General features: G+C 70.7%; 27 protein-coding genes and 1 pseudogene. 6 read left to right on the top strand and 22 right to left on the bottom strand.

Annotation, left to right across the window (positions count from 1 at the left end; all coding sequences use genetic code 11):
- Positions 1 to 6: 6 nt before the first annotated feature.
- Positions 7 to 384: a LysM peptidoglycan-binding domain-containing protein gene (locus tag ACZZ0J_RS19325; RefSeq protein ID WP_111084603.1), complete on the bottom strand. Its 378-nt coding sequence runs from the start codon at positions 382 to 384 to the stop codon at positions 7 to 9.
- 235 nt (positions 385 to 619) lie between these two features.
- Between ACZZ0J_RS19325 and lexA the strand changes: the two genes are divergently transcribed.
- Complete coding sequence (gene lexA / locus ACZZ0J_RS19320) at positions 620 to 1,264, top strand: transcriptional repressor LexA (RefSeq protein ID WP_123293903.1); 645 nt, start codon at positions 620 to 622, stop codon at positions 1,262 to 1,264.
- A gap of 151 nt (positions 1,265 to 1,415) precedes the next feature.
- On the opposite strand, the gene hflX is transcribed toward lexA, so the two are convergent.
- Entirely contained in the window at positions 1,416 to 2,954 is a 1,539-nt protein-coding gene (gene hflX, locus ACZZ0J_RS19315; RefSeq protein WP_111084601.1) for a GTPase HflX, read from the bottom strand.
- A 61-nt stretch (positions 2,955 to 3,015) separates the two neighbouring features.
- Here hflX and ACZZ0J_RS19310 point away from each other — a divergent pair, with 61 nt between their 5' ends.
- A complete protein-coding gene (locus ACZZ0J_RS19310; RefSeq protein WP_463438035.1) occupies positions 3,016 to 3,627 on the top strand; it encodes a class I SAM-dependent methyltransferase in 612 nt (203 codons plus the stop codon).
- A 203-nt stretch (positions 3,628 to 3,830) separates the two neighbouring features.
- Here the strand turns inward: ACZZ0J_RS19310 and dapF are convergent, their stop codons facing one another.
- From dapF to ACZZ0J_RS19235, 15 genes and pseudogenes are all read right to left on the bottom strand, one after another.
- The gene (gene dapF, locus ACZZ0J_RS19305) at positions 3,831 to 4,721 is read right to left on the bottom strand and encodes a diaminopimelate epimerase (RefSeq protein WP_111084599.1); all 891 of its coding nucleotides are present in this window, start codon (positions 4,719 to 4,721) and stop codon (positions 3,831 to 3,833) included.
- Positions 4,718 to 5,629, bottom strand: coding sequence for a tRNA (adenosine(37)-N6)-dimethylallyltransferase MiaA (gene miaA, locus ACZZ0J_RS19300; protein ID WP_463438233.1), 912 nt, complete (start codon positions 5,627 to 5,629; stop codon positions 4,718 to 4,720). Before miaA ends, dapF begins: the two co-directional genes overlap by 4 nt.
- Positions 5,630 to 5,723: 94 nt before the next feature.
- Positions 5,724 to 7,217, bottom strand: coding sequence for a tRNA (N6-isopentenyl adenosine(37)-C2)-methylthiotransferase MiaB (gene miaB / locus ACZZ0J_RS19295; RefSeq protein WP_463438034.1), 1,494 nt, complete (start codon positions 7,215 to 7,217; stop codon positions 5,724 to 5,726).
- A gap of 26 nt (positions 7,218 to 7,243) precedes the next feature.
- Complete coding sequence (locus ACZZ0J_RS19290) at positions 7,244 to 8,110, bottom strand: regulatory protein RecX (RefSeq protein ID WP_463438033.1); 867 nt, start codon at positions 8,108 to 8,110, stop codon at positions 7,244 to 7,246.
- On the bottom strand, positions 8,107 to 9,168 hold the full coding sequence (gene recA / locus ACZZ0J_RS19285) for a recombinase RecA (RefSeq protein ID WP_111084595.1): 1,062 nt from the start codon (positions 9,166 to 9,168) through the stop codon (positions 8,107 to 8,109). The genes ACZZ0J_RS19290 and recA overlap by 4 nt, the downstream gene beginning before the upstream one ends.
- A 282-nt stretch (positions 9,169 to 9,450) precedes the next feature.
- Positions 9,451 to 9,675: a DUF3046 domain-containing protein gene (locus ACZZ0J_RS19280; protein ID WP_123293908.1), complete on the bottom strand. Its 225-nt coding sequence runs from the start codon at positions 9,673 to 9,675 to the stop codon at positions 9,451 to 9,453.
- 77 nt (positions 9,676 to 9,752) lie between these two features.
- A complete protein-coding gene (locus ACZZ0J_RS19275; protein WP_027464765.1) occupies positions 9,753 to 10,061 on the bottom strand; it encodes a helix-turn-helix domain-containing protein in 309 nt (102 codons plus the stop codon).
- Between the two features lie 154 nt (positions 10,062 to 10,215).
- Positions 10,216 to 10,761: a CinA family protein gene (locus ACZZ0J_RS19270; RefSeq protein ID WP_463438032.1), complete on the bottom strand. Its 546-nt coding sequence runs from the start codon at positions 10,759 to 10,761 to the stop codon at positions 10,216 to 10,218.
- Positions 10,758 to 11,402 (bottom strand): CDP-diacylglycerol--glycerol-3-phosphate 3-phosphatidyltransferase, encoded by a 645-nt coding sequence (gene pgsA / locus ACZZ0J_RS19265; RefSeq protein ID WP_463438031.1) that lies wholly within the window; start codon positions 11,400 to 11,402, stop codon positions 10,758 to 10,760. The genes ACZZ0J_RS19270 and pgsA overlap by 4 nt, the downstream gene beginning before the upstream one ends.
- 5 nt (positions 11,403 to 11,407) lie before the next feature.
- Positions 11,408 to 13,030, bottom strand: a pseudogene (locus tag ACZZ0J_RS19260) (DNA translocase FtsK); the annotation flags it as partial.
- Positions 12,991 to 14,316 (bottom strand): DNA translocase FtsK 4TM domain-containing protein, encoded by a 1,326-nt coding sequence (locus tag ACZZ0J_RS19255; protein ID WP_463438030.1) that lies wholly within the window; start codon positions 14,314 to 14,316, stop codon positions 12,991 to 12,993. The gene ACZZ0J_RS19255 and the pseudogene ACZZ0J_RS19260, both read right to left, overlap by 40 nt.
- 119 nt (positions 14,317 to 14,435) lie before the next feature.
- On the bottom strand, positions 14,436 to 16,112 hold the full coding sequence (locus ACZZ0J_RS19250; RefSeq protein ID WP_123341033.1) for a ribonuclease J: 1,677 nt from the start codon (positions 16,110 to 16,112) through the stop codon (positions 14,436 to 14,438).
- A 49-nt stretch (positions 16,113 to 16,161) separates the two neighbouring features.
- Positions 16,162 to 17,139 (bottom strand): 4-hydroxy-tetrahydrodipicolinate synthase, encoded by a 978-nt coding sequence (gene dapA, locus ACZZ0J_RS19245; RefSeq protein ID WP_111084638.1) that lies wholly within the window; start codon positions 17,137 to 17,139, stop codon positions 16,162 to 16,164.
- Positions 17,140 to 17,355: 216 nt separating this feature from the next.
- Positions 17,356 to 17,847: a dihydrofolate reductase gene (locus ACZZ0J_RS19240; RefSeq protein ID WP_463438029.1), complete on the bottom strand. Its 492-nt coding sequence runs from the start codon at positions 17,845 to 17,847 to the stop codon at positions 17,356 to 17,358.
- A complete protein-coding gene (locus tag ACZZ0J_RS19235; protein ID WP_463438028.1) occupies positions 17,847 to 18,677 on the bottom strand; it encodes a thymidylate synthase in 831 nt (276 codons plus the stop codon). The genes ACZZ0J_RS19240 and ACZZ0J_RS19235 overlap by 1 nt, the downstream gene beginning before the upstream one ends.
- A gap of 83 nt (positions 18,678 to 18,760) precedes the next feature.
- On the opposite strand from ACZZ0J_RS19235, the gene ACZZ0J_RS19230 reads away from it, so the two are divergent.
- The gene (locus ACZZ0J_RS19230; protein WP_463438232.1) at positions 18,761 to 19,651 is read left to right on the top strand and encodes a TIGR01777 family oxidoreductase; all 891 of its coding nucleotides are present in this window, start codon (positions 18,761 to 18,763) and stop codon (positions 19,649 to 19,651) included.
- A gap of 7 nt (positions 19,652 to 19,658) precedes the next feature.
- Here the strand turns inward: ACZZ0J_RS19230 and ACZZ0J_RS19225 are convergent, their stop codons facing one another.
- Both ACZZ0J_RS19225 and ACZZ0J_RS19220 read right to left on the bottom strand, forming a co-directional pair.
- Positions 19,659 to 20,129 carry a tetratricopeptide repeat protein gene (locus ACZZ0J_RS19225; RefSeq protein ID WP_463438027.1) on the bottom strand — a complete coding sequence of 157 codons (471 nt, stop codon included), beginning with the start codon at positions 20,127 to 20,129 and terminating at the stop codon, positions 19,659 to 19,661.
- A 4-nt stretch (positions 20,130 to 20,133) separates the two neighbouring features.
- On the bottom strand, positions 20,134 to 20,880 hold the full coding sequence (locus tag ACZZ0J_RS19220; RefSeq protein ID WP_463438026.1) for a 4-hydroxy-tetrahydrodipicolinate reductase: 747 nt from the start codon (positions 20,878 to 20,880) through the stop codon (positions 20,134 to 20,136).
- Positions 20,881 to 20,903: 23 nt separating this feature from the next.
- Here ACZZ0J_RS19220 and ACZZ0J_RS19215 point away from each other — a divergent pair, with 23 nt between their 5' ends.
- Together ACZZ0J_RS19215 and ACZZ0J_RS19210 are read left to right on the top strand one after the other, a co-directional pair.
- Positions 20,904 to 21,218, top strand: coding sequence for a hypothetical protein (locus ACZZ0J_RS19215; RefSeq protein ID WP_463438025.1), 315 nt, complete (start codon positions 20,904 to 20,906; stop codon positions 21,216 to 21,218).
- Positions 21,203 to 21,406, top strand: coding sequence for a GNAT family N-acetyltransferase (locus ACZZ0J_RS19210; RefSeq protein WP_463438024.1), 204 nt, complete (start codon positions 21,203 to 21,205; stop codon positions 21,404 to 21,406). The genes ACZZ0J_RS19215 and ACZZ0J_RS19210 overlap by 16 nt, the downstream gene beginning before the upstream one ends.
- 49 nt (positions 21,407 to 21,455) lie before the next feature.
- Here the strand turns inward: ACZZ0J_RS19210 and ACZZ0J_RS19205 are convergent, their stop codons facing one another.
- The gene (locus ACZZ0J_RS19205; protein WP_111084585.1) at positions 21,456 to 22,058 is read right to left on the bottom strand and encodes a histidine phosphatase family protein; all 603 of its coding nucleotides are present in this window, start codon (positions 22,056 to 22,058) and stop codon (positions 21,456 to 21,458) included.
- Between the two features lie 8 nt (positions 22,059 to 22,066).
- Positions 22,067 to 23,401, bottom strand: a complete 1,335-nt coding sequence (locus tag ACZZ0J_RS19200) for a M16 family metallopeptidase (RefSeq protein WP_123293916.1) — start codon at positions 23,399 to 23,401, stop codon at positions 22,067 to 22,069.
- Positions 23,402 to 23,646: 245 nt separating this feature from the next.
- Here ACZZ0J_RS19200 and ACZZ0J_RS19195 point away from each other — a divergent pair, with 245 nt between their 5' ends.
- Positions 23,647 to 24,294 carry a TetR/AcrR family transcriptional regulator gene (locus ACZZ0J_RS19195; RefSeq protein WP_463438023.1) on the top strand — a complete coding sequence of 216 codons (648 nt, stop codon included), beginning with the start codon at positions 23,647 to 23,649 and terminating at the stop codon, positions 24,292 to 24,294.
- Positions 24,295 to 24,530: 236 nt separating this feature from the next.
- Here the strand turns inward: ACZZ0J_RS19195 and ACZZ0J_RS19190 are convergent, their stop codons facing one another.
- Entirely contained in the window at positions 24,531 to 25,010 is a 480-nt protein-coding gene (locus tag ACZZ0J_RS19190; RefSeq protein ID WP_463438022.1) for a ferritin-like domain-containing protein, read from the bottom strand.
- Positions 25,011 to 25,113: the final 103 nt, after the last annotated feature.

Raw genomic sequence — 25,113 nt, 5'->3', positions numbered from 1 at the left:
CAGCGACTACTGGCCGGAGGTGTACTTCGTCGGGATGGCGATCTGCTCGCCGGCCTGCAGCCCGGAGCCGTCGAGGGCGTTGAGGCTGATGACGTCCTGCACGAAGTCGCGCGGGTCGGCGTTCGGCGCAGTGTCCTCGGCCAGCTGCCAGAGCGTCTCGCCCGGCTGGATCGTGACCGTGTCGAACTGCGTCCGGGCGCCACCAGCGGCGGCGTCACCGGCGGACGCCTGGCCGCCGTTCAGGACGAAGAAGGCGACGACGATGAGGAGGGGGAGCGCGGCGAGCGTCGTGAAGACGATGCGGCCGCGGCGCGTCAGGCGCAGGCGGACGCGCACGGCGGGGGCCGCGGTGCGCTGGATGTCAGCGATGGCGATGGTGCTCATGTCGTTCTTGCCTTCCCGTCCGGGTGAACCGAAGTCGTGTACCGAACATAGTTTCGAATCAGACGACGCACAAGTCCTGGGAGAGGATTTTTGCGGGGTTTTCTTGCGACACGCTCGAACAGGTGTTTGTCCGGGGTTGACCGGTCGGATACTGTTTCGATCGACTGGGACAAGTCAAACGGGGACCACCGACATTCCCGCCACGGCCGCTCAGCACCGACGAAAGCGAGACGACGTGGTGGACGAACTGCGGGGCCAGAAGCCGCTGACCGCGAAGCAGCAGACGATCCTCGACGCCATCCGCGCGTCCATCGCCTCGCGGGGCTACCCGCCGAGCATGCGCGAGATCGGCGATGCAGCTGGGCTCTCCTCACTGTCGAGCGTGTCCCACCAGCTCGGCCAGCTCGAGCTCGGTGGCTGGATCCGCCGCGACCCGAACCGTCCCCGTGCGCTCGAGGTCCTGGTCGACGAGCCCACGCCGGACGTCACCGGACCCGACGTCGACGCCACCACGCTCGTGCCCCTGGTCGGCCGGATCGCCGCCGGTGTCCCGATCACGGCGGAGCAGCACGTCGACGAGATCGTCCCGCTCCCCCGGCAGCTCGTCGGCTCGGGCGACCTCTTCATGCTCAAGGTCGTCGGTGAGTCGATGATCGACGCCGCGATCTGCGACGGCGACTGGGTGGTCGTGCGCGCGCAGCAGACCGCCGAGAACGGTGACATCGTCGCCGCGATGCTCGACGAAGAAGCGACCGTCAAGGTCTTCCGCCAGCGCGACGGCCACACCTGGCTGCTCCCCCGCAACACTGCGTTCGAGCCGATCCTCGGCGACGCGGCGTCGGTGCTCGGCAAGGTCGTCGCGGTTCTCCGCTCCCTCTGACGCGCCCCGGGCACAACCACGATCGGCTCGAACCACGAGATCTCGTGGTTCGAGCCGATTTCGGTTGTGCGGCGTTGAGCTGAACCGCGGCCGGGCGCACCCGCGCGACGGACGTGGGGCGGGCCTCCCGGCCGTCAGCCGGTACCGGTCGTCAGGACGTGACGGGGGCGACCACGTACGGATCGAGCTCCGCGACCTGCCGCTGGAAGACACGCACGCGCAGGCGGGTGCCGTCCTCGACGTAGTCGACGGAGTCGACCGCGCCGGCGTCGTGCAGCGTGGAGACGAGGTCACCGCGGTCGTAGGGCACGACCACCGTGAGCTCGACGTCGGGCTCCGGCAGGCGCTCCTCGATGGTGCGGAGGAGCTCCGGGATGCCCTCACCCGTGCGGGCCGACACGAAGACGGCGTCCGACGCGAGCCCGATCAGGACGAGGCGCTGTGCGTCGTCGATCAGGTCGGCCTTGTTGAACACGACGATCTCGGGGATGTCGTGCGCGCCGACGTCGCCGATGACCTCGCGCACGGTGGCGAGCTGTGCGCCGGGGTCGGGGTGCGAGCCGTCGACCACGTGCACGATGACGTCGGCCTCGCCGACCTCCTCGAGGGTGGAGCGGAAGGCCTCGACCAGTTGGTGCGGCAGGTTCCGGACGAAGCCGACCGTGTCCACGAAGGTGAACTCGCGGCCCTTGGTGCTCTCGGTCCGGCGGACCGTGGCGTCCAGCGTCGCGAACAGCTGGTTCTGCACCAGCACGCCGGCGCTCGTCAGGCGGTTCAGGAGCGAGGACTTGCCCGCGTTCGTGTAGCCGGCGATCGCGACGCTCGGCACCTCGTTGCGGTGGCGGTCGGCACGCTTCGCCTCGCGCGCGGGGCGGAACCCGGCGATCTGGCGGCGCAGCTTCGACATGCGGGTGTGGATGCGACGTCGGTCGAGCTCGATCTTCGTCTCACCGGGACCACGCGAACCCATGCCCGCACCGCCGGAGACCTGGCCACCGGCCTGCCGGGACATCGAGTCACCCCAGCCGCGCAGTCGGGGCAGCAGGTACTGGAGCTGCGCGAGCTCGACCTGGGCCTTGCCCTCTCGGGTCTTCGCGTGCTGACTGAAGATGTCGAGGATCACGGCCGTGCGGTCGATGACCTTGACCTTCACCACGTCCTCGAGCGCGCGGCGCTGCGACGGGGCGAGCTCGGTGTCCGCGATCACCGTGTCGGCGCCGGTGGCCTTGACGACCATCGCGAGCTCTTCCGCCTTGCCCTTGCCGAGGTAGGTTGCCGGGTCGGGGTTCGGTCGACGCTGGAGGAGCCCGTCGAGGACCACCGCGCCGGCGGTCTCGGCCAGGGCGGACAGCTCCCGCAGGGAGTTCTCGGCGTCCTGCGCGTCACCGTGCGGGTACACGCCGATCAGGACGACCTGCTCGAGCCGCAGCTGGCGGTACTCGACCTCGGTGACGTCCTCGAGCTCGGTGGAGAGGCCGGCGACGCGGCGCAGGGCCGCGCGGTCCTCACGGTCGTACTGGTCGCCGTCGCCGTCCCACCCGTGCTCGTCGACCGAGCGGGTCTGGATCGCCTGGGCGGGGGCGAAGATGGACGATGCTGCGCGGCGGTCGGCGTTGCGCAACACCCGTTCGACGACACCGTCTGCGCTGTCGTCGTTGGTCTGGTCGTTCTGCTGATGGGTATCCGTCATCCTGTCCACAGGGTACCTCCGGCGGGCCTCGGACACACCGGGTTCCCGCTACGGTTCATCCATGGCGAACGACCACTACTTCTCCGCGAACCCGTCATCGGACACCCGCGAACGCCAGATCGACGTCACCCTCGCCGGCCGGTCGCTCACGCTGACCACGGCCGCAGGGGTCTTCAGCCCGGACGGCCTCGACCGCGGCACCCGCGTGCTGCTCGGTTCCGTCCCGCCGCCCGCGCACGACGGCGCCCTGCTCGACGTCGGTTGCGGCTGGGGCCCGATCGCGATCACGTTGGCGCTGCACTCCCCCGACGCGTCGGTGTGGGGCGTCGACGTCAACGAACGGGTGCTCGGTCTGGCGCGGGCCAACGCCGAGGCCGCCGGTGCGTCGAACGTCACCATCGCCCTGCCCGACGACGTCCCGGACGACCTGCGGTTCCGGACGATCTGGTCGAACCCGCCGATCCGCGTCGGCAAGGACGAACTCCACGAGATCCTGCTGACGTGGCTGCCCCGGCTCGAGGTCGAGGGCGACGCCTGGCTCGTGGTGTCGAAGGACCTCGGGGGTGACTCGTTGCAGAAGTGGCTCGTCGGTGCGCTCGGGGCCGGGTTCCACGTCGCGCGGGCGTCCACCGACAAGGGGTTCCGCGTCATCCGCGTGCGCCGGACGGCGTAGCGCGCCGCGCGCCGCGCCGCGCCGCCGCGCCGCCCCGCGCCGCGCCGCCCGCCGCGGGCGCCGGGCGGGCGGCTTCGTGAGCAGAAATGGTCGAGTCGCCGCAGGGCACCCGACCATTTCTGCTCTGGCGGCGCGCGCCGCCTGCCGCGCGCCGCCGCCTGCGGCGCTCCGCCCGCGGCCCGCCCCGCGGCCCGCGCCCCGCGTCAGACCGTCAGGTCGCCGGAGAACACCAGCTCGGCCGGCCCGGACAGCGACACGTGCTCGCCGTCCTCCGCCGCGAACATCCGCACCGTCACGACGCCACCGGGAACCCGCACGCGCCAGGTGTCCGGCGCACCGGAACCCACCCAGTACCGCGTCGCGAGCGCAGCGGCCACCGCACCGGTGCCGCACGACAGCGTCTCGCCACTGCCCCGCTCGTGCACCCGCATCGTGATCTCGCCGACGCCGTCGTTGATCAGGGGGTCGCCGGGCAGCACGAACTCGACGTTGGCGCCGTGCTCGGGCGCCGGGTCGAGCACGGGCAGGAAGGTCAGGTCGAGGTCGGCGAGTTCGTCCTCGGTCGCGACGGCGACGACCACGTGCGGGTTGCCGACGTCGATGCCGATGCCGGGCCGGGCACCGTCGAGGTTCTTGGCGCGCACCATGACGTCGTCCGAGCCGCCGTCCTCGATGCCCAGCCCCCACCGGCCGAGGTCGGCAGCGAAGCCGTTGGTGGTCCGCTGGATGTCGACCAGGCCCTTGCGGCTGCCGACGGTCAGGGTCTCACCGGGTGCGAGCTCGACCAGGCCGGACTCGGTCAGGTACCGCGCGAACACCCGGATCCCGTTGCCGCACATCTCGGCGACCGTGCCGTCGGCGTTGTGGTAGTCCATGAACCACGTCGCCGCGGGTTCGACGGCCACCAGGGCGCGTCCTTCGGGGATCGCTTCCGACCGCACCGCACGGATCACGCCGTCACCGCCCACGCCGAAACGTCGGTCCGCGATCGCGCGGATCCGCTCGGGGGTCAGGTCGACGGTGGCGTCGGGGTCGGCGAACAGGACGAAGTCGTTGCCGGTCCCCTGGCCCTTGGTGAAGTGCAGCTCGGTCACGGGACGATCCTACGGGCCAGTTCCGACAGGTCCCCGCGGTCGGCTCCGGTGACGTCGAGGGTCTCGGCCTCGGCGTAGCGGCGGAACCAGGACACCTGCCGTCGGGCGTACTTGCGCGTCGCGATGCCGGTCGCCTCGACCGCGGCCTCGATCGTGGAGGTCCCCCGCAGCACAGCGAGCGCCTGCGAGTACCCGATCGCGGCCCGCGCGGTCTTCCCGTCTTCGATGCCCTGCTCGCGCAGAGCCGCGACCTCGTCGACGAGCCCGGCGGCGAACATGCCCGCTGCACGCGCGTGCAGCGCCGCGACCAGCTGCTCACGATCGCGCCGCAGGTGCGGGATCCGGGACGGTCGCCAGGCGCGGGGCGCGGACGGGAGGCTCGGGGTCACGACCTCGGATCGGCTCGCGATCTCGAGTGCCCGGATCAACCGCCGTGGGTTGCGTGCATCGATCGTCGCTGCGGCCGCCGGGTCCATGCCGCGGAGCCGCTCGAGCAGGATGCCCGGTCCGAGCTCGTCGTGCTCGCGCTCGAGCTGCGCGCGGAGTTCCGGGTCGGTGCCGGGGAACGCCAGGTCGAACAGGACGGAGGACACGTAGAGGCCACTCCCGCCGACGAGCACGGCGACGCCGCCGTCGGCACGGATGCGGTCGACGTCGGCTCGGGCGGCCACCTGGTACGCGGCGACGCTGGCCTCGTCGGTGACCTCGAGCACGTCGAGTTGGTGGTGCGGGATGCCGTGCCGTTCGTCGAACGACAGCTTCGCGGTGCCGATGTCCATGCCCCGGTACAGCTGCATGGCGTCGGCGTTGACGATCTCGGCGCTCCGGCCGGCGGCTCGGAGGCGTTCGGCGATCGCGATCCCGAGGTCGGACTTGCCCGTCCCCGTCGCCCCGACGACGGCGATCAGATCAGCGTCGGACGCATCGCGCTCGCGGTGCTGTACCGGGTCGCGCTCGGGGTCCTGGGCCGTGTCGCGCTCGGAGCCGTCCCCGACGGGGGCGTCAGCGCCCGACACGGAGCGTGGGCAGTCCGAGCGACACCGGGCGCGGACCGTCGCCGGGCGCCGCCGGGGTCGGCACGCCGCAGCTCTCGGCCTCGGCATGGTCCCAGGCGTCGCCCGCCCGGGTGCGTCGGATGCGCAGTGGAGCGTCGTCGTCGGCGATCAGGAAGTGCGGGGCCGCTCGGGTGATCTCGACCGTGACGACGTCGCCGGGTCGCGGGACCGCGGAGCCCTCCGGCACGGCGAAGTGCACGAGCCGCGAGTCTTCCGCGCGTCCGGACAACCGGCGGGTGGCGTCGTCCTTCCGCCCCTCGCCCGTCGCGACGAGGACCTCGACGCTCCGGCCGACCTGCGCGGCGTTCTCTTCCGCGGTGATGCGTTCCTGCAGCGCGACGAGCCGCTCGTACCGCTCCTGCACGACGTGCTTCGGCAGCTGGTCGTCCATCGTCGCCGCCGGGGTACCGGGGCGGATCGAGTACTGGAACGTGAAGGCGCTGGCGAACCGTGCCTGCTCGACGACGCGCAGGGTGTCCGCGAAGTCCTCTTCCGTCTCGCCCGGGAACCCGACGATGATGTCGGTCGAGATCGCCGCGTTCGGGATCTTGGCGCGCACCCGGTCGAGGATGCCGAGGAACCGCTCGCTCCGGTAGCTCCGCCGCATGGCCTTGAGCACCCGGTCGGACCCGGACTGCAACGGCATGTGCAGCTGCGGCATGACGTTCGGGGTCTCGGCCATGGCGTCGATGACGTCGTCGGTGAAGGCTGCCGGGTGCGGGCTCGTGAAGCGGATGCGCTCGAGGCCGTCGATGGTGCCGGCCGCGCGCAGCAGCTTGCCGAACGCCTGCCGGTCGCCGAACTCGACCCCGTACGAGTTCACGTTCTGCCCGAGCAGCGTGACCTCGATCGCGCCGTCGTCGACGAGTGCCTGGATCTCGGCGAGGACGTCACCCGGGCGGCGGTCCTTCTCCTTGCCGCGGAGCGACGGGACGATGCAGAACGTGCACGTGTTGTTGCACCCGACCGAGATCGACACCCACCCGCTGTGGGTCGAGTCGCGCTTGGTCGGCAGCGTCGACGGGAACACGTCGAGCGCCTCGAGGATCTCGATCTGCGCTTCGTCGTTGTGCCGCGCACGCTCGAGCAGCGTCGGCAACGAGCCCATGTTGTGCGTGCCGAAGACCACGTCCACCCACGGCGCCTTCTCGAGGATGACGTTCTTGTCCTTCTGCGCCAGGCACCCACCGACGGCGATCTGCATGCCGGGGTGGTCGCGCTTGATGCCAGCCAGTTGCCCGAGGTTGCCGTACAAGCGGTTGTCGGCGTTCTCGCGCACCGCACAGGTGTTGATCACGACGACGTCGGCCTGCTCGCCGTCCGCAGCCGTGTAGCCCGCCGCCTGCAGCGACCCGCTCAGCCGCTCGGAGTCGTGCACGTTCATCTGGCACCCGTAGGTGCGGACTTCGTAGGTGCGCTGGCGCGCTGCGACGGTGGCCATGGTCGTCCCAGTGTAGGTCGGGGCGACTACTCGAAGCGCACGGTCCCGCGGCCCGTCGGAGGCCGGCGTCCGCCGCCGTCGAGGGCACGCTGGACGGCGATCCGCACCACGCCCGAGCCGTAGCCCTTGCGCATCAGGAACCCCGACAACCGACGCTCGGCGGTCGCACGGTCGAGCCCACGCATCTGCGGCGCACGCTTGTCGGCGAGCTCCTGGGCGCGGATGAACTCGTCGTCCTCGTCGTCCGCAGCTTCGTCGAGCGCGGTGTCGATCGCGATCTGGTCGATGCCACGACGACGCAGCTCGGTGACCACGCCCTGTCGCCCCAGACCCTTGCGGGCGTGCAGACGGTCCACCAGGTCGGTGGCGAGGGCGACGTCGTCGAGCAGCCCGACGCGGGTCAGGCGTTCGATCTCGTGCTCGACCACGTCGGGGTCGAGGTCCTGCTGGGTGAGCAGTGTCCGCATCTCGGACTCGCTCACGCCCTTGCGGCCGAGCGCCCGCATGCTGAGCCGCTCGGCGTCGGCGCGTTGCTCGTCGAGGGGACGCGGGGCATCCGCAGGGTCGAGTTCTTCACCACCGGCGATCGAGAAGACCGACGCCGTCGTGGCGTCCGCCCCGTCGTCGTCGTAGCCGTCCTGCTCGGCCCGCGCGGTCCGGCCGGAACCGTCGCCGATGACCGGCGAGACCCAGTCGGCCTGTGCACGCGGCCCGCGGATGGGCAACGGAACGGGGGTGTCCGCATCGTCTTCGAGCACGGGCTCCGGAGCGCTGGGCACCGTCGGCTCGGGTTCGGGCGTGGGGTCCGCAGCTGCCGGGGCCCGACGACGGGACCTCGCACCGAACAGGTCGGTGACCGGTGCGAGGCCGTCGTCGTCGTGGTCGGTGCTCACGCGCCCTTGCGCTCCGCGAGCTTCGGCGCGATCGACTCGACCGGAGCCTCTTCTGCCTTGGCGCCACCGACGCCGAGCTTGGCGAGGATCTTGCCCTCGATCTCAGCCGCCGTGTCCGGGTTCTGGATCAGGAAGGAACGCGAGTTCTCCTTGCCCTGCCCGAGCTGGTCGCCGTCGTAGGTGTACCAGGCACCCGACTTCTTGACGATGCCGTGGTCGACACCGAAGTCGAGCAGCGAGCCTTCGCGCGAGATGCCGACGCCGTACAGGATGTCGAACTCGGCCTGCTTGAAGGGCGGCGCCATCTTGTTCTTGACGACCTTGACACGCGTGCGGTTGCCCACCGCGTCGGTGCCGCTCTTGAGCGTCTCGATGCGACGGATGTCGAGGCGGACGGACGCGTAGAACTTCAGTGCCTTTCCGCCCGAGGTGGTCTCCGGGGAACCGAAGAACACGCCGATCTTCTCGCGCAGCTGGTTGATGAAGATCATCGTGGTCTGCGTCTGGTTCAGCCCACCGGCGAGCTTGCGCAGCGCCTGGGACATGAGGCGGGCCTGCAGACCGACGTGGGAGTCACCCATCTCGCCCTCGATCTCGGCGCGCGGCACCAGTGCTGCGACCGAGTCGATCACGATGAGGTCGATCGAGCCGGAGCGGACGAGCATGTCTGCGATCTCGAGCGCCTGCTCGGCGGTGTCCGGCTGCGACACGAGCAGGGCGTCGATGTCGACACCGAGCTTCTTGGCGTACTCCGGGTCGAGCGCGTGCTCGGCGTCGATGAAGGCCGCGATGCCACCGGCGCGCTGGGCGTTGGCGATGGCGTGGATGGTGAGGGTCGTCTTACCCGAGGACTCCGGGCCGTAGATCTCGACGATGCGGCCGCGGGGCAGTCCCCCGATGCCGAGCGCGACGTCGAGCGCCACCGACCCGGTCTGGATGACGTTGACGGGTGCGCGTTCGTCCGAACCGAGGCGCATGATCGCACCCTTGCCGAACTGCCTGTCGATCTGTGCGAGTGCGGTCTCGAGGGCCTTTTCGCGGTCTGCCGGTGATGGCATGGGGTGCTCCTTCGTGCTCGTGTTCGGCCGCCTGTAGGCTGTCGCGTCCACGCCGGCCGGTGGTGCAAGGCCGATGGTTCTGCGACAAGGCTTCGGGCTGTTCCCGATGTCCATCAACCTATGGCTGGCCACCGACATCACTGCCGACGGTCACGCGATCTGTGGATGGAACACCCGGGCGACGCCGCTGTGGAGGAACGTACCACCGATCGAACACCCGTTCGAGCAACACGCCGAACACAGTTTCGGGCGACGACGGCGGCGTGACTGAGCGCGGACGCCTCAGTTCTGCGGCTCGGCCAACCCCTTGCCGTGCCGCCGGTCGAGCGGGACGTCCTGCGAATCGCAGAGGGCGTCCCACACCCGACGGGCGTCGATGCCGGCGGCGAGGGCGTCCACAGCCGAGCGGCCACCGAGTTCCTCGAGCACGACGTCACGGCTGACCACGGACCCGTAGGCCTCGCCGAACACCTGGTCGACGGCACGCCAGAACTCACTCACCCGCATCCGACAAGCCTAAAGCGTCCCCGGACGCAGAACGCCCCCGCCGGGAGGTTCCGGCGGGGGCGTTCGGTGCGAGGCGCTCAGCGCACCGCGAGGTCGTTGTCGAACTCGGCGACGAGGTCGTCCGGGAGCGTGTCGGGGACGGGAGTGAGTCCCTCGACGATCGCGAGGCGGTCGCCCACCTCGCGCATGATCGTGGAGATGGGGGTGTCCAGCGCATCCGCGACGGACGCGAGGATCTCCGAGCTGGCCTCTTTCTGACCACGCTCGACCTCACTGAGGTACCCGAGAGCCACACTGGCCTTGGACGCGACCTGACGGAGGGTCCGGCCCTTCTGCAAGCGGAAGTCCCGAAGCACATCGCCGATTTCCTGACGAACGAGAACCATGAGAACTCCTCCTCTCTGTCGTCTCCGCGCCCGCCCGATCCGGAGGATCGAGTTCGGGTTCAGCAACTTTAGCGTTGCCGGTTGAAGCATGCTAACCAGGCTGGCTGCCGTCCTGCTGGAGATTGCGTGAGATGTAACCCAGTGGAAACGGGACCTATTCCCGGCCCCGGACCACGGACGACATCCGTGTCAGGAGTTCGGAGACGGAGGCCGTGCGGATTGCACCGCGGTCCCCGTCGAGGTGGAGTTCCCAGGCAGTGGCGCCGTCCGCCGACGCGATGCCGACGTACACGGTGCCGACCGGCTTGCCGTCCTGCGGGTCCGGCCCGGCGACACCGGTCGTGCTGATCCCCCACGTCGCCGGCTCACCGTCGACGGACAGCGCGATGCGGACACCGGCCGCCATCTGCCGCGCGACCTCGGGATCGACGGCCCCGTTGGCCGCCAGCAACGCCGACGACACCCCGAGCACGGTGTGCTTGACGAGCGTCGCGTACGCCACGACTCCCCCGCGCACCACCGCACTCGCCCCCGGCACGGCGACGAGCGTCGACACCACCAGCCCGCCGGTGAGCGACTCCGCCACGGCGACGGTCTCACCGCGACGCGTCAGGTCTGCGACCAGGTCCCGCGCGATCGCGTCGACCGTGTCGGCAGGGCCGGGAGGCACGGCGCCGGTCGCGTCGTCGGCCTGCGTCACGCGGTGGTCCGGTTGTGCTTCCACGCCTGGTACAGGTAGTCGATGCCGCTGAGCACGGTCGCCAGGAAGGCGGCGCTCATCAGCACCACGTTCACCCAGTGCGCCCAGTCACCGACGAGCTCCCACCACGGGAACAGTGCCGACGTCAGGGCGACGGCCTGCAGCACGGTCTTGATCTTGCCGCCACGGCTGGCCGGGATCACCCGGTCCGACAGCACCGCGAAGCGGAACACCGTGATGCCGATCTCGCGCACCATGATGAGCACCGTCACGTACCAGGGCAGCTCGGCCAGGATCGACAGGGCGACGAGCGCGCCGCCGATCAGGACCTTGTCGGCGATCGGGTCGACGAGCTTGCCGAAGTCGGTGACCAGGTTCTGCCGCCGGGCGATGATGCCATCGGCGCTGTCGGTCACGATCGCGACGACGAAGACGATCGCCGCCCAGATGCGCAGCGGGCCGTCGTTGCCGGCATCGGCGAGGAGCAGCACGAAGAACAGCGGCGCCATCAGGATGCGCACCACGGTGATGATGTTCGCGACGTTCGCCGTCGATGCGGGGCCGGGACCCTTGCGGAGCAGTCGCCCGCGCCAGGGGAACTTCGCGCCGTGTGTCGTGTCCGTGCCGTCCGAGGCGGTCATCGCCTTCACTCCCTGCCCGTCAGTCCCCACGCGTCCTCATCGGGCTCGTCGTGCACTTCATCGTACCCGCGGGTCATGTCGCCCACGGGGTCGGCGCCGTAGCGGTCGCCGTCGTCACTCGGGCCGGGCACGGGGGCCGCGGGCGCCGGAGCGGCCGGTGGTTCCTCGCCGCGGAGCTTCGCGAGCACCGCGGGCAGCTGGTCGGTGGTGACGAGCACGTCGCGGGCCTTCGACCCCTCGGACGGCCCGACGATGTCGCGGGACTCCATCAGGTCCATCAGGCGACCGGCCTTGGCGAAGCCGACCCTGAGCTTGCGCTGCAGCATCGAGGTCGAGCCGAACTGCGTCGAGACGACCTGTTCGACCGCCGCGAGCAGCAGTTCGAGGTCGTCGCCGATGTCGGCGTCGATCTCCTTGCGCTCGACCACGGCCTGGACGTCCTGGCGGTACTCGGGCTGGGCCTGGCGGGTGACGTGCTGGACGACCTCGGCGACCTCGCCCTCCTGCACCCACGCTCCCTGGACGCGCAGGGACTTCGACGACCCCATCGGCAGGAACAGCGCGTCGCCCTGACCGATGAGCTTGTCCGCGCCGGGCTGGTCGAGGATGACACGGGAGTCCGTGACGCTCGTCACCGCGAAGGCGATGCGGGACGGCACGTTCGCCTTGATCAGACCGGTGATGACGTCCACCGACGGGCGCTGCGTCGCGAGCACCAGGTGGATGCCGGCGGCACGGGCGAGCTGGGTGATGCGGACGATCGACTCCTCGACGTCGCGCGGGGCGACGAGCATGAGGTCCGCGAGCTCGTCGACGACGACGAGCAGGTACAGGTACGGCTTGAGCTTCCGCTCGCTGCCCGCGGGCAGGACGATCTCGTTGTTCTCGATCGCCTTGTTGAAGTCGTCGACGTGGCGGAACCCGAACGACGCCAGGTCGTCGTACCGCATGTCCATCTCCTTCACGACCCACTGCAGCGCTTCGGCCGCCTTCTTCGGGTTCGTGATGATGGGCGTGATGAGGTGCGGGACACCCGCGTAGATCGAGAGCTCGACGCGCTTCGGGTCGACCAGGACCATGCGGACCTCGGACGGCTTCGCCCGCATGAGCAGCGACGTGATCATCGAGTTGATGAAGACCGACTTGCCGGAACCGGTCGAACCGGCGACGAGCAGGTGCGGCATCTTCGCCAGGTTCGCGACGACGAAGCCGCCCTCGACGTCCTTGCCGACGCCGATCGTCATCGGGTGCTTCGACTTCCGCGCCGCGTTCGAGCGCAGCACGTCGCCGAGGGACACGATCTCGCGGTCGGAGTTCGGGATCTCGACGCCGATGGCGCTCTTGCCCGGGATCGGCGAGAGGATCCGGACCTCGTTGGAGGCGACCGCGTACGACAGGTTCTTCGACAGCGCCGTGACGCGCTCGACCTTGACACCCGGGCCGAGCTCGATCTCGTAGCGGGTGACCGTCAGGCCGCGGGAGAACCCGGTGACCTTCGCGTCGACCTTGAACTCCGTCAGCACGCCGGTGATGGCGGCGACGATGTCGTCGTTCGCCTGGCTGCGGGCGACCGAGGGGGTGCCGGAGCTCAGGGTGGTGGCGGCCGGCAGGCGGTACGGCTTCGACGGGTCGTCGTCGGTCGCCGCCGCAGAGAGTTCCTCGGGCTCGTCGGCGGCGGGGTCCTCGACGAGGGGGCCGCGACCACGTCGGGCACCGCGGGGCGGATCGCCGCGGTCGGCTCCGGACGCGCGGGGACGTCGGTGCCGAAGTCCCGCAGGGCCTGCTCGGCGACCTGCAGGTCCTGTTCGACCGAGTCGTTGAGGTTGACCGAGGCGGGTTCGGCCGGTGTCAGGTCCACGAGGCCGGCGGCAGCGCCCGCGTTGGGGTTGACCACCGGGGCAGCGGGTGCAGCCGCCGCCGCGGGCGGGGCCGTCGGTGCGACACCGGTGGCCGGGGGCAGCACGGGGCTGTCGTACGCCGGGTCCTCTTCGCGCCCGGACTTGTTCCGCCGCCACCACGGCACGTTGTCTCCGGCGGCGTCACCGTCGGCAGCAGCCTGCTCGTCGCCGAAGCCGAGGTCGTCGAAGAGCTGGAAGTCGGTGTCGCCCTTCTTGCCGCGCTTGGCCGTCTTGGTGCGGGTGGCGGGCGCCGCTGCTGCCGCTTCGGCCTCGGGCTCGGCGGCCGGGGCCGGGGCTCCGAACAGGTACGCGTACAGCTCGTGCAGCCGACGCCCGACCTTGTTCGGCGGCGTCTTGGTGATGATGAAGAGCGAGAGGACGAGCAGCACGATCGCCACCGGGACCGCGACCCAGGCGGTCGCGATCGTGACGAGCCAGCCGATCACGACCCAGCCGAGCACACCGCCGGCCGCAGCCAGGGCGGGCATGCCGTCGGCGGCGCTCGGCTGCCCGCCGAAGACGTGGCAGAGCGACGCGATCGCGACGAGCAGGATCCCCAGGCCGATGCCGATCCGGGTGTTGTCGTGCACCGAGGCCGGGTGCCGGAACAGCCACCCGGCGAAGACGATCATGATCACCGGCAGGGCGAACGCCAACCGACCGAACAGCCCGCCGAACGTGTACGCGTCGAGCGCGACCGACACGCCGTTCGTCGGGTTGAGCCACTCGACGACCGCGCCGGCGATGGCCAGCACGAACAGCAGGAACGGGAACCCGTCACGCCGCTGGTCCTTCTCGAGGGACTCCTTGCCGAGCAGTCGGAACATCGCGCCGACGCCGTGCGCCATCGCGAGCCAGAACGTCACGAGCGGGTTCTGCTCGCGGAACACCGGTGTCGGTGCCGCCTGCGGCAGCTTCTTCGTCGTGGCCTGGGTGCGCGACGAACCGCGCGTCCCGTTCCCACGGGACGACGTGGACGCGCGCGAGCGCGTGGTCGACTTGGTGCCTCCGGCCATGGGCAGAACCCTAATCCCCACTCAGGACAAACCAAGGGAGGCCCGCCGCAGCATCCGTGACGGACGCTGGACGGGCCTCCCGGTCGACCGCGATGAACGCGACTGACGCGACTGACGCGCTACGCCTCGATGACCACCGGGACGATCATCGGACGACGACGGTGCTTGGTGTTGACCCACCGGCCGACCGTGCGGCGGACGACCTGAGCGAACGCGTGCGAGTCGCGCGTGCCGTTGGCGGCCGCCTCGGCGATCGCCTTGGCGATCTGGGGGCGGACGTCGTCGAACACGGAGTCGTCCTCGGCGAAGCCGCGCGACTGGATCTCCGGGCCGATGACGCACTGGCCGGTGGTGAAGTCCACGGCGGCGAAGACCGAGATGAAGCCCTCTTCGGACAGCACGCGGCGGTCCTTGAGGTCGGCGTCGGTGATCTCGCCCACGGTCGAGCCGTCGACGTAGACGTAGCCGATGTCGAGCTGCCCGGCGACCGTCGCGACGCCGTCCTTCAGGTCGACGACGATGCCGTCCTGCCCGAGGATCACGTTGCGCGGCGGCACACCCGTCTGGATCGCCAGGTCGGCGTTCGCGTACAGGTGGCGGTGCTCGCCGTGCACGGGCAGGACGTTGCGCGGACGCAGGATGTTGTAGCAGTAGAGCAGCTCGCCGGCCGAGGCGTGTCCGGAGACGTGCACCTTGGCGTTGCCCTTGTGCACGACCTTCGCGCCGAGCTTCGTCAGCCCGTCGATGACGCGGTACACGGCGTTCTCGTTGCCCGGGATCAGCGACGAGGCGAGGATGACGGTGTCGCCCTCGCCGATCTCGATCTGGTGCTCGAGGTTCGCCATGCGCGCGAGCACGGCCATCGGCTCGCCCTGCGACCCCGTCGACATGTAGACGATCTGGTCGTCGGGGACGTTCTTCGCCTTCTTCGTGTCGATGAGGACGTTCTCGGGCACCCGGAGGTAGCCGAGGTCGGCGGCGATGGTCATGTTGCGGATCATCGAGCGCCCCATGAACGCGACCTTGCGGTTCGCGGCCGCGGCGGCATCGAGGACCTGCTGGACACGGTGCACGTGCGACGAGAAGCTCGCCACGACGACCTTCTTGCGGGCGCGCGTGATGATGTTCTCGAGGACCGGGCCGATGTCGCGCTCCGGAGCGGTGAAGCCCGGGACGTCGGCGTTGGTCGAGTCCGGCAGGAACAGGTCCACGCCGGCCTCGCCCAGGCGCGCGAACGCGCGGAGGTCGGTGATGCGGTCGTCCAGCGGGAGCTGGTCCATCTTGAAGTCACCCGTGTGCAGGACACGACCGGCGGGGGTCGTGATCGAGACGGCGAGGGCGTCCGGGATGGAGTGGTTCACGGCCACGAACTCGAGGTGGAACGGGCCGAGCTGCTCGGTCTGGTCCTCGGCCACGACGAGCGTGTACGGCTTGATCCGGTGTTCCTTGAGCTTCGCCTCGACGAGCGCGAGGGTCAGCGTGGAGCCGATCAGCGGGATGTCGTCGCGGAGCTTCAGCAGGTACGGGACGGCACCGATGTGGTCCTCGTGGCCGTGCGTGAGCACGACACCGAGGACGTCGTCGAGACGGTCACGGATCGGCGCGAAGTCCGGCAGGATCAGGTCGACCCCGGGCTGGTGCTCCTCGGGGAAGAGCACGCCGGCGTCGACGATGAGCAGCTTGCCCTCGTACTCGTAGACGGTCATGTTGCGACCGATCTCGCCGAGTCCCCCGATGGGGATGACGCGGAGGGTTCCGGGTTCGAGCGGCTGCGGTGTGGAGACTTGTGTGGGCATTCGGTCCTACGGATTCAGGCGACGCGCGAGGAGCGCGCCGCGGTGTTCGCTAGCGGGTGGTGCCTGGCACCTTTGGCAGTGCGCCGCCGGCCGCTGCGTTGCGGTCGGGGCGGAAGTTCGAGAAGTCGGCGCCGGGCACGTCGCGCACGGCTTCGAGCGAGGTCTCGATGGCGTACGCCTCGGAGTCCTCGGGGCCGACGAGCGGCAGACGGACGCGCGGGCTGCCGATGCGGCCGAGCCCGTGCAGGATGTACTTCGCCGCGACCGTGCCGGGCACGTGGGTCATCACGGCGCGGACGAGGGGCTCGACGCGCTTGTGCTCGGCGGTGGCGGTCGCCAGGTCGCCGCGGTTCACGGCGTCGATGATGGTGCGGTACGGCGTGCTCGTGATGTTCGCGGTGACGCCGATCAGGCCCGTCGCGCCGATCGACAGGTGCGGGAGCACGTTGGTGTCGTCGCCGGAGAAGTACATGAGGTCGGTGTTGTTGAGCACGCGGGACACCTCGGCGAAGTCGCCCTTGGCGTCCTTCACGGCGAGGATGTTCGGGTGGTGCGACGCCCGCACGATCGTCTCGTACGTGATCGGGATGCCGGTGCGCCCCGGGATGTCGTACAGGATCACCGGCAGGTCGGTGGCGTCGGCGATCATCCGGAAGTGGGTGAGCACCCCCGACTGGGTCGGCTTGTTGTAGTACGGCGTGACGATCATCACGCCGTCGGCGCCGGCCTTCTCGCTCTGCTTGTAGAGGTGGATCGCGTGCGCGGTCTCGTTCGAACCGCCACCCGTGATGATCTTCGCGCGGCCGGCGGCGACGGACTTCCCGACCTCGACCAGACGGAGCTTCTCGGGGTCGGTCAGGGTGCTCGTCTCGCCCGTAGTGCCGGTGACGACGATGCCGTCGGCGCCGGCGGTGATGCAGTCGTCGATGTGCTGCTCGACGCCGGGCCAGTCGACCTCGCCGTCGGCCGTGAACGGGGTCACGAGGGCGACGAGGACCTGACCGAAGGGATTCTCACGCGGGGACACGGGCACCAGCGTACCGGGGATGTGCGCGATGGCCGCCGTCCGGGCGGACGGTCGCCTGCCTGCGGCGCGGACGGGAGGCCCGGATCGCCTCCGCCCCGCCGCTCACGCCCGGGTCCCGGCCCGCGTCGCGCCCCGCAACGGCCGTCGCGCCCCGACTCACCGGGGCGCGACGCCCGCGAGCGGGCGCGAGCACGGGGCACCGCGCGCCGCTGTCGGTCAGGACGCGCTGCGGCGCCACTCGAGGAAGCGGTAACGGGGCCCGGTGCGGGACACCTGCCACGGGCCCTCGTCGGTGAGCGTCCATCCGGCCGCCTCGCCGAGCGTCGGTGCGACGGTGTCGCCGGGCACGTCGACGTCGATGACGGTCTCGGACACGCGCTCGGCACGGTCCAGCGCCGCGGCGTAGACCTGGCCGCCGCCGATGACCCAGACGGAGCTGGCTGCACCGTCGAGCGCAGCACGGAGGTCGTGGACGACCTCGGCACCGTCGGCAGTCCAGGACGCGTCGCGGGTGAGCACGACGTTGCGCCGACCGGGCAGCGGGCGGAAGCGCTCCGGCAGGGACTCCCAGGTGCGGCGGCCCATGAGCACCGTGCCGTCGCCGGTGACCTGCTTGAAGTGCGCGAGGTCCTCGGGCACGTGCCACGGCATGCCGCCGTCGGCCCCGATGACCCCGTCGGTCGACCGGGCCCAGACCATGCCGATCATCAGACGGCGACCGCGGCCTTGATCGCCGGGTGGTGGTGGTAGCCGACGACGGTGAAGTCCTCGTACTCGTAGTCGTCGATCGAGTCGCGCGGCGCGAGCTCGAGCGTCGGCAGGGCGTACGCCGTGCGGGACAGCTGCTCCTCGACCTGCTCGACGTGGTTGTCGTAGACGTGGCAGTCGCCGCCGGTCCAGACGAAGTCGCCGACCTCGAGGCCGGTCTGCGCGGCGATCATGTGGGTGAGCAGGGCGTACGACGCGATGTTGAACGGGACGCCGAGGAACATGTCGGCGCTGCGCTGGTAGAGCTGGCACGAGAGCTTGCCGTCGTTGACGTAGAACTGGAAGAACGCGTGGCACGGTGCGAGCGCCATCTCCGGGATGTCGGCGACGTTCCACGCCGAGACGATGAGCCGGCGGCTGTCCGGGTTCGTGCGGATCTGGTCGATGACCTGGGCGATCTGGTCGACGTGCTCGCCGGACGGGGTCGGCCACGAGCGCCACTGCACGCCGTAGACGGGGCCGAGGTCGCCGTCCTCGTCCGCCCACTCGTTCCAGATCCGGACACCGTGCTCCTGCAGCCAGGTGGCGTTGCCGTCGCCGCGCAGGAACCAGAGCAGCTCGTACGCGATCGATTTGAAGTGCACGCGCTTCGTCGACACGAGCGGGAAGCCCTTCGACAGGTCGTAGCGGAGCTGCGCGCCGAACAGGCTGCGGGTCCCGGTGCCGGTGCGGTCACCCTTCGGCGTGCCCTCGGTGAGGACCCGGCGGAGCAGGTCCTCGTACGGGGTCGACACGGTGGGGTCGGGCTGCACGGTCTCGCTGTCGCTCACACACAGAAGCCTACGTCGGCGAAAGCCTCCGGCAGCATGAGTAGCGTTGCCGGCATGGCAGACACGGCGGCAGAACCCTCTCGATCCTGATCGCCGGCGCGTCCGGCTTCATCGGCACCCCGCTCGTCCGCGCGCTGCGCGAGGCGGGCCACCACGTGACCACGCTCGTCCGGCGCGAGCCGCACACGGCCACCGAGTTCCGATGGGCTCCGGGCCGCCGGCCGCTCGACCCGGCCATCGTCGACGGTGCGGACGTGGTGATCAACCTGGCGGGGGCGAACATCGGCAAGCTGCCCTGGACCGCGAAGTACCGCGAGGAGATCCGGCGCTCCCGCGTCGACGCGACCGACACCCTGGTCGAGGCGATGCGGCACGCCAGCACTCCCCCGGCGCTGTTCCTGTCCGGCTCGGCGTCGGGCGTGTACGGCGACCGTCCGGCGGACGTCCTGCAGGACGACGCGGCACCCGGGACCGGGTTCCTCGCCGAGGTCTGCACCGCGTGGGAATCCGCGGCGAACGCGGCTCCGGAGGGCGTCCGGGTCGTCACCCTGCGCACGGGCATCGTGATCGGCGAGGGCGGCGGCGCGCTCGCTCCGCTCATCCCGCTAACCCGGGCAGGGCTCGGCGGTCGCCTCGGCACCGGCGGGCAGCACTGGCCGTGGATCGCGCTCGAGGACGAGGTCAGGGCGATCGTGCACCTGGCGACGAGCCCGTCGGCGTCCGGGGTCAGCGGGCCGGTGAACCTGGCCGGGCCGGAAGCCGTCGTCGCCGACCGGATCACGAAGCGGGTCGCCGAGGACCTGCACCGGCCGTACCTGTTCCGGATCCCGGAGTTCGCGCTGCGCCTGGCGCTGCAGGACGCCGCCGACGAGATGCTGCTGTCGAGTCAGCGGATGGTGCCGACGAAGCTGCTCGAGTCCGGCTACACGTTCCGCTACACGCGTGCGGTGGACGCCGTCGACGCGGTCCTCTGACCGGGCCTCAGACGCTCGACCGCGACAGAGCCGTGCGCATCGCGGCTCGAGCGCGCTTGCGGTCCCCCGCGGCGTCGTAGACGACCCCGAGCCGGTACCAGGCGCGCCAGTCCGCCGGGTCCTGCTCGACGGCGGCCTTGTACTGCGGGAAGAGCTCGTCAGCGGCCTCGCGCGTCGGACGGCCGGACGGACGCACGGGCACGACGTCCTCCGGTGCACCGCCCTCCGCCTCGAGCCGGGATCCGAGCCGAGTGATCCGGATGCCGAAGCGGAACTCGAGCACGAGCAACAGCGCCCCGATCCCGGCGACGATGAACAAGGCGACGCCGATGCCGATCCCGATCGGGATGCCGGTGGCGATGAACGCCACGGCCCGCTGCCCGACGAGCACGATGTAGAGCGCCAGCAGCAGGGTCATCAGCGCTGCGCCCCAGAACGGCAACCGGATCGCGCGACCGGCACGCGCTGCACGTCCCACCGGGTCAGCCGATGCCGAGGACGCTGCCGAGGCCCACGGTGAGCCCGCGGGCGGATCCGAGAGCGGACAACGCCGCACGGATCCCGGCGACGTAGGCGACGTCGTCGTTGGTGTCGTGCCGGATCGTCAGGGTCTCGCCGGGGCCGCTGAGCAGGACGTCCTGCACGGCCTTCACCCCGGGCAGCCGGAGCGAGTGGATCGGCACGCTCGCCACCTGCTGGCCGCGGGCGCGCTGGTCGACGTGCAGGGCCTCGACCGGGCCGACGTCGCGACGGGCCTCGGCGATGAGCTCGGCGGTGCGCACCGCGGTGCCGGACGGAGAGTCGATCTTGCCGGCGTGGTGCGTCTCGACGATCTCGACGGAGGGGAACCACGGCGCCGCGATGGTGGCGAGGTGGGTGCCGAGCACCGACCCGATCGAGAAGTTCGGCACCACGAGGACGCCCTGGTCGGGACGCTCCTGCAGGGCGGCGCGGAGCTTCGCGAGACGGTCGGCGGACCACCCGGACGTGCCGACGAGGACGTTCGCCCCGCTCGACAGCGCGTTCTCGACGATCGCGGGGCTGAGCGCCGGCACCGTCACGTCCACGACGAGCGCGGCGCCGCCGAACACCGACGGCGGTGCTTCGTGGGCACCGTCCTTCGACGACAGACGGGCGACGAGCTCGAACTCCGGGAGTTCCTCGACGACGGAGGCCACGAGGCCCCCGAGACGACCGGTGGCGCCGACGACGGCGACGGGAGTGACCATGCGGTCCATCCTAGGATCGACGCATGTCAGTCGAGGTCAGGACCGTGCCGGCCGATCTGCCCGAGGTCGACGTCCTGCTCGACGCGTACCTCGACGAGCGCGAGGCGACGTTCCCCAGTGCGCAGGGCGCGTACTCGCGCAAGCGCACCCCGGCGGCGGAGTTCACGCCGCCGAACGGGGTCTTCGCGGTGGCGTACGACGACGGGGTCGCGGTCGGCTGCGGCGGCCTGCGGCGCATCGCGGACGACCCCGACGCGACCACCACGGACGTCCGGTTCGAGGTCAAGCACGTCTTCGTCACCCCGGCGGGCCGGGGAAGGGCGTGGCCACGGCGCTGATGGACGCGCTCGAACGGGAGGGCGCCGCGCTGGGGGCGACGAGCATCGTGCTGGACACGAACGACTCGCTCGTCGCCGCAGGCGCGATGTACCGCAGCCAGGGCTACGAGCGCGTCGCGCCGTTCAACGACAACCCGAACGCGACCGCCTGGTTCCGCAAGCGCACGGCCCGCAAGCCGATCGTCTGAGCCGCCACGGGCCTCCCGGTCGACGCCGACCACCGGCCAGCGCCCGACGCTAGACGGGCTGGTCGACCGGCAGCCCGGTGCGGAGCTCCACCGGCAGGTGGGCCAGGTCGTTCAGGGCGACCACCTCGGCCGGCTTCGCGGAGCGGATCCGGATGATCGTGAGCGCGGTGTGCGCGACGTTCGTGCCCATCCAGCGCCACTCGGGCGCCTGGAACGCCTCGCGCACGAACCAGCCGATCACGGCGTTGTGGGTGATGAGCAGGTCGTGCCGGTCCTCGCGCGCCGGGGTGAACCACTCGGAGACGGCGTCGCCCATCTGCGCCTGGCCCGCGATGATCTCCTCTTCCGTGACGCCGCCGTACCATCCCTGGTAGGCGTGCGGCATGTCCGGGGTCGGGCCGGAGGGGACGCAGTCGAACAGCAGCGTCGACGGTTCGGGCTGGATCGACGGCAGTCGCTGCGCCAGGAACGCGGCAGTCTCGCTCGGGGCCTCCAACGGGGAGTGGTACACGCCGTCGAACGGCAGCCCGCCGAGTCGGTCGGCGACCAGCATCGCCTGGCGCTTGCCACGCTCCGACAGCTTGCCGTCGCGGAGGCCGTGCTCGGCGTCCTGGTGTTCGCCGTGCCGGACGAGGTACAGGTAGTGGGACATGTCCGTGCTCAGCTGCCCATCCCGATCGCTGCGGCGAGCTCGTCCTGCTGCACCGCCCCGACCACCGACGTGATCGTCGGGCGGGTCAGGAGGTCGCGGGCGAGTTCGAGCACGCCGTCGGTGGTGACCCGGTCGACACGCTCCAGTGCGGTCGACAGGTCGGTGTACTCCCCGGTGCCGAGCTCGGACCGGCCGAGGCGGGTCATCCGGGCGTCGGAGTCCTCGAGCGAGAGCGTCAGGGCGCCCTCGATCTGGCCCTTGGCGCGGCGGAGCTCGTCGTCGGTGATGCCGTCGTCCACCATGCGGCGGAACTCGGCGTCGATGATCTCGATGACCCCGGGGACGTTGTCGGGCGCACAGCCCGCGTAGACGCCGAAGGCGCCGTTGTCGAGGTAGGCGGGCGCGAAGGACGACACCGCGTAGGCGAGGCCGCGTCGCTCGCGGACCTCTTGGAAGAGCCGGGAGCTCATGCCCCCGCCGAGCACGGCGTTCAGGACGCTGAGGGACGGCCGGCGGTCGTCGCGCAGGTCGAGCCCCTGCGAGCCGCGCAGCATGCTGACCTGCTCCGTCGGACGGTGGACCACCGACAGCTTCGGTTCGATGGGGTCGGCGACGGTCTGCGGCGTCCGGCGTGCGAGCGGCTCGGCGTGCGGGGCGTCGTGGAACACCGCGGCGACCGCGTCGCAGAACCGGTCGTGGTCGACGGCTCCGGCGGCGGTCACGACGATGCCGTTCGGCGCGTAGTGCTCGCGGTAGTGCGCCAGGACCTCGTCCCGCTGGACCGCGCGGATGCTGTCCGGGGTCCCGCCGATCGGGCGACCCAGCGCATGTCCACCGAAGGCCGCGGCGAAGAACGCTTCACCCGCGACGTCGGCCGGGTCGTCGGCGGCCATCGCGAGTTCTTCGAGGATGACGCCGCGCTCGACGGCGAACGCCTCGGGGTCGAGCACCGAACCGGTGACCATGTCACCGATGACCTGCACGGCCATCGGGACGTCGGCGTCCCGCACCCGTGCGTAGTAGCAGGTGTACTCCTTGGCGGTCGCGGCGTTGTGCTCGCCGCCGACCGAGTCGAACGCGATCGCGATGTCGAGCGCCGACCGGGTCTCGGTGCCCTTGAACAGCAGGTGCTCGAGGAAGTGGGTCGATCCGAACTGGCCGTCGCGTTCGTCGCGCGAACCGACGCCGACCCAGAACCCGATGCTCGTCGAAGCGGCACCGGGCACGGCTTCGGTCAGCACGCGGACACCCGACGGCAGCACGGTGCGGCGGACGAAGGCTCCTCCGGACGTCAGGAAGGACGTGTCCGGGGCCCCGAGCGGCAGTGGCACTGGCTGGTTCATCGCAGACGAGCCTACTGATGCTCCGGAGCCCACCGCCCAGTTTCCACAGGCCCGCAGACTGTCACTCGAAGAGGGGTACAGAAATTGCGGACAGACCGACTCGTCTGTCTGTCCTCCTTGTGGTACAGTCGTTCACGCCGGATCGAAAGCCCCCTAAGTTCCGATCCGGCGGCTCGGGACATCAGTCCTCGCGGCCACGAGTCCCCCCACTCGGTCGCGGAGCCGATGAACCAAGGAGCCACGCTGTGACGGTCGATTCCCCCCAACCGGCCGTCCAGCGTCTCCTCGGTCCGAGCACGAACCTCGCGTCGCCGGACGGGTCGAGCGTCCCCCCGACTCCCCGCTCCGGCGGCGCGAAGGTCCGCATCCTCGGGACGGCCACGCGACTCTTCTACGAAGAGGGCATCCACAGCGTCGGCGTCGACCGCCTCATCTCCGAGGCGAGCGTCACGAAGGCGACGTTCTACAAGCACTACGGGTCGAAGGACAACCTGATCCTCGCCTACATCCGCACGCAGCACGAGCGCGTGCAGGAACGCCTGGAACAGCTCGTCACCGACGCCGGCTCCTCCGCCGCAGCGGTCCGCGCGTGGGTCGCCGCCCTGGCTGACGAGGTCAACGACCCCGACTTCCGCGGGTGCGCGTTCCTCAACGCCGCCGCCGAGTACCACGACCCCCGAGACCCCGTGCGCGAGGTGGTCGCCACGCACCGCGACTGGTACACCGACCGGCTCGCCACCCTGCTGCAGGAGTCCGGACACCAGCTGCCCGGCGACGGCGCCGACGAGCTCATGCTCGCGCGCGACGGTGCGATGGCCGGCGCCTACGCCGGTGACGCCATCGCGGCGACGGCCGCACTCGGTCGCGTCGTGGACCGCGTCCTCGCCGCCTGACACCCGGCCGACGCCCGCGCCGACGCCCTCCCGGCTGCCACCCGGCTGCCGCGAAAGCGACAGTCTGCCGCGAACTGTTCGCGGCAGACTGTCGCCCTCGCGGCACGGACTCGCCGACGTGACGGACGTCCGTCGCTTTCGCGACCACGAGCGGACGGGAGGCACGGTGCCAGCTGGCACCGTGCCTCCCGTCCGCACTGTGGTCGCGCTCACCGCGACCGGTCGCGTCGCGCGGATCAGGCCGGTCCGGTGGCGCTTCCGGGGTTGCCGCTCGAGACGATCGACCCGTTGACGCCGTCCGGGAAGAACCCGCCCTTGTCGATCTGGTTCGGGTTCAGGAACACCACGTTCAGGACACGCTCCGCAGTGCGGCCGTAGGCGAGCGAGTTCGCGTCCGTCGGCACGAGGTTCACCGCTCCCGACCGGGTCGTCACCCCCTGGTCGTCATCGGTCGGACCGTCGAGCGAGTCACGGGCGTCGGAGATCTTGTTCGCCGGCGCCTGCAGCCCCTTGTCCGAGAGCTTCGACCGGATGATCCCGGCGTGGTAGGCCTCGACGGCGAGGATGCCCGCCGCGGCACTGAGGTACGTCTTGCTGGTGATGAGCGGCGCGGCCCCCTTGTAGGCGGTGACCCCGACGTCCTCGAAGATGTACGCCCCGAGCAGGAAGTTCTCCTCACTGGCGAACGGGTCGAAGGTGCCGGTCGGGCCGACCACACCGAAGCGCGCGCCGCCGCGGTGAAGCTCGACACGAGGTCGATCTTCGGACGTGAGACCGTCGCACCGCCGAGGGCGGATCGGAGGAACGCCACGTGCGCGC

The organism is Curtobacterium sp. AC272 (assembly GCF_979258155.1).
This window is presented reverse-complemented; position numbering and strand designations above follow the sequence as displayed.